This window comes from Arthrobacter sp. cf158 (genome assembly GCF_900106835.1).
Classification (GTDB): domain Bacteria; phylum Actinomycetota; class Actinomycetes; order Actinomycetales; family Micrococcaceae; genus Arthrobacter.
Map to the genome: position 1 here is coordinate 25,106 of NZ_FNNR01000005.1, position 11,466 is coordinate 36,571.

The window sequence follows — 11,466 nt, forward strand, 5'->3', positions numbered from 1 at the left end:
CTAATTGTAGCCGAGCAGTTTGCGCAGGGTAGCGGCTTCACTTTCAGTGACGGATCCAATGAAGCGGGCCAGTACGGCTTCGCGGTCCGGAGCGGAGCCCAGGACCTCGTGCATCAGTTCGGCCGTGTGGTCTGCCCGGCTTGAAACGGCCTGGTAGCGGTGCGGACGCGTTCCGCGTTCACGCTCCACGAGACCCTTCTTTTCCAGGCGGGAGAGCACCGTGAGCACCGTGGTGACGGCCAGGTCCTTGCCCTGGTGGCCCGCAGTGCCGTCGCCGGCCTCGGAATCCTGCGCGAGCAGATCACGCAGTGTGTTGGCAGTTGCAGCCTCCTGGCCTGCCCAGAGCAGATCCATCACTGCCCGTTCCAGTTCCCCAAGACTTGCCATCTATACGTCCCTACTTTCCGCTTCCCGGTGCAGGTGGCTGCTGCCGAGGGCGATGATCCAACATTCCACAATAAATCTACCGCTTTTCAGGCCTTCATTCTACGTGAGGTAGAACTATCGGCGCGCCGTGTCCTCCGCGGAGCTCTTGCGCGTGTGTAACGCCACTTGAAGAATGGGTTTGGTGTTCCGCCGTTTGTTCTACACTGTGTAGAAGAGTACTTTTCTACACTACGTAGAAGTAACGTCATCGTACTTCGGTCCGCCGTACAAAGGACAGCCATGGACGCCTTGGAAATCGCACGCTGGCAATTCGGTATCACCACCGTCTACCACTTCATGATGGTGCCCCTCACTATTGGCCTCGGCCTGGTGGTGGCCATCATCCAGACCATCTGGTATCGCACGGGCAAGCCCGAGTACCTACGGATGACCAAGTTCTGGGGAAAGCTCTTCCTCATCAACTTCATCATGGGCGTAGCCACCGGCATTGTTCAGGAATTCCAGTTCGGGATGGCCTGGAGTGAATACAGCCGCTTCGTTGGCGACGTTTTTGGCGCGCCGCTTGCCCTCGAAGCTCTATTGGCCTTCTTCGTGGAGTCGACATTCCTGGGACTGTGGATATTCGGCTGGAAGCAGCTGAAGCGCGGCGTCCATCTGGCATGCCTGTGGATCGCAGTCATTGGGTCCGTCTTTTCCGCCTACTTCATCATCGTGGCGAACTCCTGGATGCAGCACCCGGTAGGCGTTGAGATGGTGGATGGCCGGCCGGTGATGACCGATGCCTGGGCCGTGTTCACCAATAACACCGCGCTGGTTGCCGTCCCCCACACACTGTTCGGTGCGCTGGGGGTTGCCGGGGCCTTCCTGCTGGGGATCGCCTGGTACCACCTGTGGCGCCGCCGCCACGACGGCATTGACGTAGTGGGCAAGGACGGCAGGCTGGTTCCCGGCGAAGCTGCGATTCCCGGCCGCGACAAGGCTGATTACACCGTGTGGATGAAGTCACTCAGGATCGGTGCCGTGGTGGCCATGATTTCCTTCGCGGGAACTGCGGTCACCGGCGACCTCCAGGGCAAGTTGATGTTTGAACAGCAACCCATGAAGATGGCTGCCGCTGAAGCCGCCTGCCATGATGGCACCGGATTCTCGGTACTGAGCGTTGGCAACCTTGGCGCCACAAACTGCGACGACATCGTGGCAGTCATTGAAGTACCCGGCATCCTTTCTTTCCTGGCCAAGGGCGACTTCACCACAGAGGTCAAGGGCGTGAACAGCCTGTTGGGCGAGTACAAGGAAAAGTACGGCACCCACTTGCCGGACAACCCGCTGTACGGTGAGCGCGCCGGCCAGGAAATCCAGTACGTTCCCGTCATGGAAGTCACTTATTGGGGCTTCCGCATGATGATCGGTTTCGGCGGCATCGCAGCCTTCGCTGCATTGCTGGCACTATGGGTGACCCGCAAGGGCGTCGTCCCCCAATCCAAGTGGCTCATGCGCCTGGCAGTCTTTGGGATCCTTGCGCCTTTCGGTGCCAACGCAGCCGGCTGGATCTTCACCGAGATGGGACGCCAGCCGTTCGTGGTGGCCCCCAACCCGGACATGAACGGCATCGACCAGGTCTTCATGTTTACAGCCGCGGCGGTCTCGCCCGGCGTCAGCGCGGGCGAACTGATGACATCGCTGGTGGTTCTCACCGCCATCTATGCCGTGCTCCTGGTGGTGGAAGTGAAGCTCCTGGTCAAGTACATCAGGGGTGGCGTGGCCTCAGCAATGCCCGAACTGGCACATGCGAAAGACTCAAACAATCACCACGACAAGAACGACGACGGAAATGGTCCGGACAAATCCGGCGACGACGTCCTGGCATTCGCCTACTAGAAGCAGGGGAAACTGACAATGGAACTGTTGCCAACCATCTGGTTCGTGGCCATAGCCGTCCTGTGGACCGGCTACCTCTTCCTCGAGGGCTTTGACCTTGGCGTCGGCATGCTGATGAAGCTGTTCGCACGCAACAACACCGACCGCCGGGTTCTTTTGAACACCATCGGTCCAGTATGGGATGGCAATGAGGTTTGGCTGCTCACTGCGGCCGGGGCAACCTTTGCTGCCTTCCCGCTCTGGTATGCGTCCTTATTCTCGGCCTTGTACCTGCCGCTCCTCTGCGTCCTTGCGGCCTTGATCTTCCGAGCCGTTGCCTTCGAATACCGGGGCAAGGTTGACTCGGAGCGCTGGCGCAACCGCTGGGACTGGGCCATCGCCGTCGGATCCTTCGTTGCGGCGTTCGGAATTGGTGCGGCCTTGGCGCTGACAACAACGGGCCTGCCACTGAACGCCAACGGCGATCGCGTGGGTGGCCCTATGTCCTGGTTCAGTGGCTATGCGCTGCTTGGCGGATTTGGGGTGGTGGCGTTCGCCGTGGTGCACGCCCTGGCATTCCTCGCCCTGAAGACCGACGGCGAGGTGCGGCACCGTGCCCGCCGTTGGTTTGTGCGGTTGGTCCCGGTGGCCGTAGTGCCTATGCTCGGCTGGATGGTGGCGGTCCAGTTCCTCAGCGGGAAACCGTGGACGTGGGCGTTGGTGGCAGCGGCGATCGTCGCCGTCGTGCTGGCCTGGCAGTTGGAACGAGCCGGTTCCGAAGGGCGGGCATTCGGTGCGCTCGGCGCCTTCATAGTCTGCGCCACGGCATCGATCTTCGGGGCAGCCTTTCCCGTGGTCATTCCCTCCACGATCGATCCCGGCTTCAACCTGACCATCTCCAACGCCTCGTCCTCTGACTACACCCTGGGTCTGATGAGCATTGTTGCCGCCGTTGGACTGCCCTTGGTGATTGCATACCAGTCCTGGACCTACTGGGTCTTCAGGAGGCGTGTCAGCGCCGCCCACATCCCCGAGGCACATGGGTTCCTTCCCGCAATTGCCGCCAAAGTGTTGGTGTCCAAGGAGCCAGGAGCATCCAGCCACCAGTCCAGCGACCAGTCATAACCGGGAGACCAAGCCCTTCATGAAACCCGTGTTCCCCTCCGGCCCGGCCACGCGATCAGCTCTCTACGTGATCGGCTTGATGTCCGCGCTCAAGGCGCTTGCCCTGGTGTTGATGGCACAAGCCGTGGCGGGCATGCTGGCCGGTCTCGCCTCCGGGTCTGAGGATTGGAACAGCGGGCTCATATGGGGTGCTGCGGGAGCGGTCCTGCGGTCGCTGACCGTGTGGGGCCAGGGTATTGCCTCCAGACGTGCCGCCCTGGGCGTCAAGGAGGAACTGCGCGCAGGCTTGTTGAAGCGCACGCTGGCCGACGGCGGCTCAGCGCCGTTGGAGGGAATGAACGACGGCGGCCTGGCGATTCTCGCGACGCGCGGCCTCGATGCGCTGGACGACTATTACACGCAATACCTTCCCGCCTTGGTGAACTGCGCAACCGTTCCGCTGCTGATCGGCGCCCGCATCCTGTTTGCCGATTGGGTCAGTGCCGTGGTGATCGTCCTGACGGTGCCGTTGGTGCCTTTGTTCATGGTGTTGATAGGCCGGCATACCGAAGACAGCGTCAAGGACGCGCAGAGCACCCTTCGCAAGCTCTCGGGACACATCCTGGAGCTGGCCAAAGGCCTCCCCGTGCTGGTGGGCCTGGGGCGGGCCAGCGAACAGCGCGCCGCCCTCGAAGACATCTCGGAGCAGTACCGCAGCCGAACCATGGGCACCCTCCGCACGGCGTTCCTCTCCGCGCTGGCCCTGGAACTCATCGCAACCATCTCAGTGGCCGTTGTGGCTGTGTTTATCGGCGTCCGGCTGGTGCACGGCGATATGGCATTGGAAGCTGGCCTGTTGGCGCTGATCCTTGCCCCTGATTGCTACCTGCCCCTCAGGGAACTCGGAACCGCCCATCACGCCAGCGACGACGGTCGGGCAGCCCTTGAAACCACCAACGCTGTGCTGGAAGCACCGGCACATCAGCGATTGCAAGGTAACGGCGACAACCCGGGACCAGCCGACACCGTGGTCACCAAGCTGACAGTGACCTACCGCGGAAGGTCAGCAGCCGCCGTCGGGCCCCTCAGCTTTACCGCGCCTAAGGGGAGCGTCACCGCACTGGACGGTGACAGCGGAGCCGGGAAGAGCACCGTGCTCGGCGTCCTGGCCGGACTCATTGGACCCGGGCATGCCGCGACAGTCACCGGAAACATCAGTGTTCCAGGTATGCGTGCCGTGGCATGGGTCCCACAACACCCTGTCATGGCGGCCGAAACGGTCCAGCAGGAGATCGAGCTCTACCTGGACGGGTACAACGGCGACACCGCCGAAGCTGCGGCCCGTGTACTGAAGAGGACATCTGCGGACCACTTGGCAGCCAAACACCCTGCCGAACTAAGCCCCGGCGAATTGCGCCGGGTTGCACTCGCCCGGGGACTGGCACGGGTAGAGGCCGGGGCCACCCTGTTATTGCTCGACGAGCCCACCGCCCACCTGGACCACTACTCCGCCAGCGTGGTACGGAAGGCCATCGAATCCCTCCGTGGCTCTGTCACGGTAATCCTCGTGGCACATGACGCCGCCACACGGGCGCTCGCGGACCACCTTGTGCCCGTGGGACCTCAGCACTCCAGCCCCTCGTTAGAGTCCGGGGAGGGAAAGCAAAGCCTGGTGGTTGAGACGACCATGGCAGCTGTCGCGTCGATTCCTGCACACGGGTCCGGGCCTCAGGGGGAGCGCCCGCACACAACCGGGAGCGTGAAGCGACTCCTGGGAGTTCTCACCCCGGTCCGATGGAAGTTCGCCGCCGCTGGTGTGGTGGCAGTCCTGGCGGCCCTGTTCGCCGTAGCCCTTTCCGGGTTGTCCGGCTGGCTGATCATCCGGGCCAGTGAGCAACCGCCCATCCTCTACCTGCTCGGTGCCATTGTGGGCGTCAGGTTCTTCGGCATCGGACGCGCCGTCCTCCGGTACTGCGAGCGTCTCCTGACACACGACGCCGTGTTTGCGGCCATGACCCGTCTCCGTGGAGCCCTGTGGGCAAGCCTGAGCCGCAGGGCACTATCGCTCCGGAAGCTCCTCCAAGGCGGCAACGTCCTTGGCTCGGTGGTGGACGACGTCGACACCCTCCGCGACCTCCTGCCACGGGTCGTCTTGCCTCCCATCACTGCTGTGGGCGTGGGGGGAGCCGCGCTGGCAGCCACCGCCATCGTCTTGCCCGCCGCGCTGCCCGCTGTGCTGGTGGCATCAGTGATCGGTGTAGCGGTTGCCCCGTTCCTTGCAGTCATGGCAGACCGGAACGCCGCCACAGCGGAACAGCAAATGCGCTCCGTGGTGCTGAAAGGAGTGGCTGCGGCCTTGGACGCAAGGGCAGAGCTGACTGCCAACGCAGTGGGACTGCCTGTCCTTGAGGAACTGCGTGCCAAAGACCGTGCCGCCACCGTTTCAGCGCAGCGCTCAGCCTGGGCTGAAGGGCTCGGGCAGGCCGTGATCGTTCTCGCCTGTTCGCTGGCCGCACTGTGGGCCGGCGTCCTCAGTGCCCCTTCGGTAGCCAACGGCTCCGCAGCCCCTGAGCTCGTCGCCGTGATTGTCCTCCTGCAACTGGCCCTGGTGGAACCATTCGGCGGCATCGTTTCCGCGGTACGCCAAGCCCCCGCGCTCGCAGCGGTCCTGGGGCGGGTAGCGGCCTCCGGAGCGTTGGATGCACCTGCTGCTGTGAACGGTCCGCGAGGCCACGACGACGGACCGCGGCCACTGCCTGACCGCGCCGGCAAGGCAGGGCTCGAGTTGAAGAATGCAGCGGCCGCGTGGCCCGGCGGACCTGACGTTTTCACAGGCCTCACCGCCGCGGCCGAACCAGGTCGCTGGCTCGCCATCACAGGACCATCCGGAGCGGGGAAGTCCACGCTGCTGTCCGTGCTGCTCGGTTTCCTGCCGCTCACACAGGGAACTGCGCACTTGACGGGTTCTGCCGCGTGGTGCCCCCAGGAGGCGCATCTCTTTGACTCCACGATCCGTGGGAATTTGCTCCTGAGCCGGGCTGCCGGGACGAAACCCAGCGAGGCGGAGATGCACAAGGCGCTGGCCAACGTCGGACTTGATGCAGTGGTGGAGCGACTTCCAGACGGACTCGATGCGCGGATAGGCCCCGGCGGTTCGTTCCTCAGCGGTGGCGAACGGCAGCGCCTGGCCATGGCCAGAACGCTCCTGACCGGCGCCTCGGTGTTGTTGCTGGATGAGCCAACGGCTCATCTGGACGCTGCTTCCGCGCGGGAAATGATGTCTATCCTCCGCCAAGGGCTTAAGGACGTCACGGTTGTCCTGGTCACACACAATCCGGACGACATTGACCCCTCGGATGCGCGTCTTGAGTTGTGTGGTTCAGGAAGCGTCGTATCCCCAAGCGCGGGCGCGGCGGAGCTGGTGGGAGAGCCTACTCCTCAGTAGCCTGTTGGCATGCCTTTCGAAGACGCAAGCCACTCCATGCCCGACGTCGCGGTGACGGGCCTCCAGTGGAGGCCCGCCACTCTGGAGGACCTCGATATCTGGGCTGCACTGATAGCCCGGACGGCCGCCGTCGAGCACCCCGCCTGGTTCGAGAAACGAGGCGATCTGATCCACGTCCTGGAGTCTTCCAAGAATCCGGCGGAGACGAGCACACTCCTGGGAGTGGATGGCGACGGCGTGGCGCGAGCCTATGGGCGCATCATGAAGAACCCGACGGGCGACAAAGCCACCGGAATGGCATGCGTTGACCCCGAGTGGCAGCAGCGCGGCATAGGCTCCGCAGTCCTGGCCTGGCAGGAAGCACAGGTCCGTGCACGGTTCCAGTCCGATGAAGCTGCGGGTAACACCACCGCTCCTCCCCGGCTCCGTATCCAGACCGAAGAGCAGCACGAGCACCAGGCCGCATTGCTGATGGGGCATGGCTACGGAGCGGTGCGCTGGTTCAACGAAATGCACCGGCCATTGTCCGCGGAGCTCCCGCACGCAAGGCTTGATGGAGGACTGGAACTGAGGAACCTGGACGCTTCCCTGTTCGAGGCAGTCCGTCTGGCGCACAACGATGCTTTCAGGGATCACTGGGGGAGTGAACCGAGGGACCAGGAGTCGTGGCGGTTCACCATTGAAGAACCCACTGCCAGGCATGACCTCAGTGCCGTGGTTATCGACGGCGGCACTGGCGAAGTGGCCGGATACCAGTTGGCAAGCTTTGATCCCGACGCCGCCGCAGACCGCGGCTTCACAGAGGGCTACACCGAGCTCCTTGGCGTGCGGCGGGCATACCGTGGCCGGGGGATTGCCCAAGCCTTGCTGGCCGACGCCATGCGGCGGTATTCGGAAGCAGGCATGGACGTAGCCTCGCTGGACGTGGACTCAGCCAATCCCACCGGAGCGCTGGAGTTGTACCTCGGCATGGGCTATACGCCCGTGAACCGCAGCATGACCTGGGAGAGAGTGCTGCCGGTGACCTAGCCGTCCACGTCGTGCAGGTGATGGACGACGTCATGCAGGAAGTACTGCGAAAACGTCAGTACGGTGAACGACGAGCCGTTGCTGCGCATCCCGGTTCGCTGCCAGTCATCTTCCACCACGCGGGCAAAGGACTCGGCAATTTCCTGTCCTGCAGCGTCCAATTCATCGGCCACGGTTCGTGGATCGGCCGAGGTGTATTCGCCGTCAATGGCTGCCTGGTCCTGGTCCCAGTTGGCGAACGTGGCATCATCTTCGGCCAGCATCAGATTCAGCCGCTGGTCGAACAGGCTGAAGACGTCGCGGACGTGGCATGCGTACTCAAGGGTGGACCAGGTGTGATCGTTGGGACGAGTCGCTACGTCCTCCCGCCGCAGGACTGCCCGCCATCGGGGGAGCATGTTCAGCACTGTCCCCGGCACCGTGGAGGGAGTCACCGTGGCGGCGTCGAAACCACACTCGGGGCAGGGCTCGGAGAGGACCCAGGTCCAGTCTTTTTCGTCAGGCATGATAGGCATGCGGCCAGTCTAAGGCGATCCAGCGGACGCCCCTTTGCGGGCCATGAAATATGGTGTCGTTTTCCGATTTCTAAGCGAAGCGCCCAAGAGTAGAGTTCGTTCCGGGGGGAGAGCCGGAAAGAGAAAACAATGCTCAAGGATCAGCAGGTTGGTGCCGTTCTACCGGCACAGGACATAGCCCGGGCACGTGCCTATTACAGCGAAAAGCTCGGGTTGGAACCCGAGAATCCGGACGCCGATGACAACCTCCAATACAGGTGCGGCGATGGGACCGGATTCTTCCTTTATCAAACACCCAATGCGGGGACTGCCAAGAACACGCAAATGGGTTGGATGGTCAGCGATGTCGCCGCAGCGGTGGCGGAATTGCGGGACAAGGGAGTCACGTTCGAGGACTACGATTTCCCCGGGTTGAAGACTGAGAACGGTGTCGCCACCATGCCGGATGGGAGCGCCGCAGCATGGTTCCTTGACACTGAAGGAAACATTCTGAGCCTCAACCAAACCGGCTAGCCCATGCAGGTGGCCCGGATGCCACAGCAGCAACGAAGGCCCGGCGGTGACAACCGCCGGGCCTCGCTGCGCCTGCGTCTACTCTGCAGCCTCAGCCCACGCCATGCTCGGGCCGATCGCTTCCACGGGCTGGGACAGTGGCACGCCGGAGCCGTCCCTGCGGCCATGCTCATGCGGAAGGGCCCGTGCGACACCGGCCGCGGACGACGCCTTTGCGGGACCATGTCCGGCCCAGGCGAGCAGCAGGGTGTCTTCACCCTTAAGGAAGCGGTGGACGCGGACGCCGCCAGTAGCCCGGCCCTTGGCGGGGTATTCCTCGAAAGCCGTCACCTTTGCGGTTCCGGGAGCCGTGCCCGGCAAAGCTCCGTTGGTGCCGGCAATAGTCACCACGACGGCGGCAGGATCGTTGGCGCGTACGGTACCAAAGTGGATCACATCGTCACCGGCGGCGAGCTTGATACCGGCCATTCCACCCGCGGTTCGTCCCTGCGGACGGACGTTGGACGCACTGAATCGCAGCAACTGGGCCTGCCTCGTCACAAAGACGAGATCGACGTCGTCGTCCTGTGCCGGTTCCACAGCCAGGACCGAATCCTTATCCTTCAGGGCGATGATCTCCCAATCTTCGCGGTTCAGCGGATAGTCCGGCTGAACCCGCTTCACGACGCCCTGAACCGTGCCAATGGCAAGGATGGCGTCCAGGGGAACGAAGGCAACCAGGGTCTCGCCCTTGACCAGGGTGATGAAGTCCTTCGCCGGCACGCCTCCAGCCAGGTTTGGAAGGCCCGACGTCGGCGGCAGCACGGGCATATCCATCACTTGAAGGCGCAGCATGCGGCCCTGCGATGTGACCGCCCCGATCTCGCCGCGGGCGGTGGTTTTCACCACTGACCGGAAGACGTCGTGCTTAGCCCGCGGTCCGGCTTCAGCCAACGGCTCCTGGTTGGAAGTCCGGGCTATCTGGCCGGAAACACTGAGCAAAGCCCAGCAGGGGTCATCCGGAATCTCCAAGGGAAGTGCTGCGGCCTTGCCCTTGGGGCCGGGCACCGCAGCAGCGAGGGCGGCGGCCACTGTGGGGGACACCGCTTCCGATTCAAGAAGCACCGTGCGGCGGGGTGTGCCGTACTTCTCGGAAATCACTGCAAGCTCACCGGACACGAGGTCGCGAAGCAACTCGTCCGAGGCCAGGATGGCTTCGAGCGCCTCGATTTCCCGGCGAAGTTCGTCCTGTTCCTTCTCCAGTTCCAGACGCGAGTACTTGGTCAACTGCCGCAGCCGCAGTTCCAGGATGTAGTTGGCCTGGATTTCGGTGAGGTCGTAGATGGACATCAACCGCTCACGCGCAGCTGAGGCTTCATCGGAGGAACGGATGATCTGGATGACCTCATCGATGTCCACGATCGCGATCAACAGGCCCTCCACCAGGTGCAGGCGGTCCTTCTTCTTGCCCAATCGGAAGGCGGTCCGGCGGCGGACCACATTCAGGCGGTGCTCCACATACACCTGCAACAGCTGCAGGAGGCCCAGCGTTTGCGGCTGGCCGTCCACCAAGGTGACGTTGTTGATGCCGAAGGAATCTTCCATTGGCGAATAGCGGTACAGCTGTTGGAGGACTGCGTTGGGGTTGAAACCGTTCTTGAGCTCAATCACCAAGCGGAGGCCGTGGTTGCGGTCCGTCAGATCCACTACGTCGCTGATGCCCGTCAGTTTCTTGGCGTTGACGGCATCCTTGATCTTCTCGATGACCTTTTCCGGGCCCACCATGTAGGGAAGCTCAGTGACCACCAGGCCGGTGCGGCGGGCAGAGAGCTGCTCCACCTCCACCTTGGCGCGGGTCTTGAAGGAACCCCTGCCCGTGGCGTATGCGTCGCGGATCCCGTCCAAACCAACGATGCGGCCACCGGTGGGGAGGTCCGGTCCGGGAACGAACCGCATGATCTCATCCAGCGTGGCGTCCGGGTTCGCGATCAAGTGACGTGCCGCAGCGATGACCTCCACCAGGTTGTGCGGAGCCATATTGGTGGCCATTCCCACCGCGATGCCGGTGGTGCCGTTGACCAGCAGGTTGGGGAAAGCGGCCGGGAGCACGTCCGGCTGCGTCAGCTGGTTGTCGTAGTTGGGGACGAAGTCCACCACATCTTCATCGAGGTGGTCCGTCATGGTGAGCGCAGCGGCCGCGAGCCGTGCCTCGGTGTAACGGGGGGCGGCCGGTCCGTCGTCGAGCGAGCCGAAGTTGCCGTGGCCATCGATCAACGGCAGGCGCAGGGAGAAGTCCTGCGCCATGCGGACCATGGCGTCATAAATGGCGGCATCACCGTGCGGGTGGAGCTTGCCCATGACTTCGCCCACCACGCGTGCGCTCTTGACATGGCCACGGTCAGGGCGCAAACCCATGTCCGCCATCATGTACAGAATGCGCCGTTGAACGGGCTTGAGTCCGTCGCGCGCGTCCGGAAGGGCGCGCGAATAAATCACTGAGTAGGCATACTCCAGGAAGGAGCCTTCCATCTCGGAAGTGACGTCGATATCGACGATGTTCTCGGTGAAATCTCCGAGGGGCTCGCCTTTGCGTGCGGAAGTTTGGCTGCGGGCCATGGGGTCGGTGGATCCTTGAAA

Annotated in this window: 8 protein-coding genes; 5 read left to right on the top strand and 3 right to left on the bottom strand. The window is 63.2% G+C overall.

What is annotated here, in order from left to right; translation table 11 throughout:
• Complete coding sequence (locus tag BLW08_RS11190; protein WP_011774471.1) at positions 1–387, bottom strand: BlaI/MecI/CopY family transcriptional regulator; 387 nt, start codon at positions 385–387, stop codon at positions 1–3.
• Positions 388–666: 279 nt separating this feature from the next.
• Here BLW08_RS11190 and BLW08_RS11195 point away from each other — a divergent pair, with 279 nt between their 5' ends.
• Genes BLW08_RS11195 through BLW08_RS11210 form a run of 4 tightly spaced genes read left to right on the top strand, consistent with a single transcriptional unit; the run spans position 667 to position 7,822 of the window.
• Positions 667–2,265: a cytochrome ubiquinol oxidase subunit I gene (locus BLW08_RS11195; protein WP_090825463.1), complete on the top strand. Its 1,599-nt coding sequence runs from the start codon at positions 667–669 to the stop codon at positions 2,263–2,265.
• Between the two features lie 18 nt (positions 2,266–2,283).
• Positions 2,284–3,369 (top strand): cytochrome d ubiquinol oxidase subunit II, encoded by a 1,086-nt coding sequence (cydB, locus tag BLW08_RS11200; protein ID WP_091325097.1) that lies wholly within the window; start codon positions 2,284–2,286, stop codon positions 3,367–3,369.
• 19 nt (positions 3,370–3,388) lie between these two features.
• Positions 3,389–6,793: a thiol reductant ABC exporter subunit CydD gene (gene cydD, locus BLW08_RS11205; protein ID WP_091325098.1), complete on the top strand. Its 3,405-nt coding sequence runs from the start codon at positions 3,389–3,391 to the stop codon at positions 6,791–6,793.
• Positions 6,794–6,802: 9 nt separating this feature from the next.
• Positions 6,803–7,822, top strand: a complete 1,020-nt coding sequence (locus tag BLW08_RS11210) for a GNAT family N-acetyltransferase (RefSeq protein ID WP_091325099.1) — start codon at positions 6,803–6,805, stop codon at positions 7,820–7,822.
• Here BLW08_RS11210 and BLW08_RS11215 read toward each other — a convergent pair.
• Complete coding sequence (locus BLW08_RS11215) at positions 7,819–8,337, bottom strand: DinB family protein (protein WP_090825453.1); 519 nt, start codon at positions 8,335–8,337, stop codon at positions 7,819–7,821. The two genes, BLW08_RS11210 and BLW08_RS11215, sit on opposite strands and share 4 nt — an antisense overlap.
• Before the next feature lie 129 nt (positions 8,338–8,466).
• Between BLW08_RS11215 and BLW08_RS11220 the strand changes: the two genes are divergently transcribed.
• Positions 8,467–8,850: a VOC family protein gene (locus BLW08_RS11220; RefSeq protein WP_090825451.1), complete on the top strand. Its 384-nt coding sequence runs from the start codon at positions 8,467–8,469 to the stop codon at positions 8,848–8,850.
• A gap of 78 nt (positions 8,851–8,928) precedes the next feature.
• Here the strand turns inward: BLW08_RS11220 and BLW08_RS11225 are convergent, their stop codons facing one another.
• Complete coding sequence (locus tag BLW08_RS11225; protein WP_091325100.1) at positions 8,929–11,445, bottom strand: DNA gyrase/topoisomerase IV subunit A; 2,517 nt, start codon at positions 11,443–11,445, stop codon at positions 8,929–8,931.
• Between the last annotated feature and the right edge of the window lie 21 nt (positions 11,446–11,466).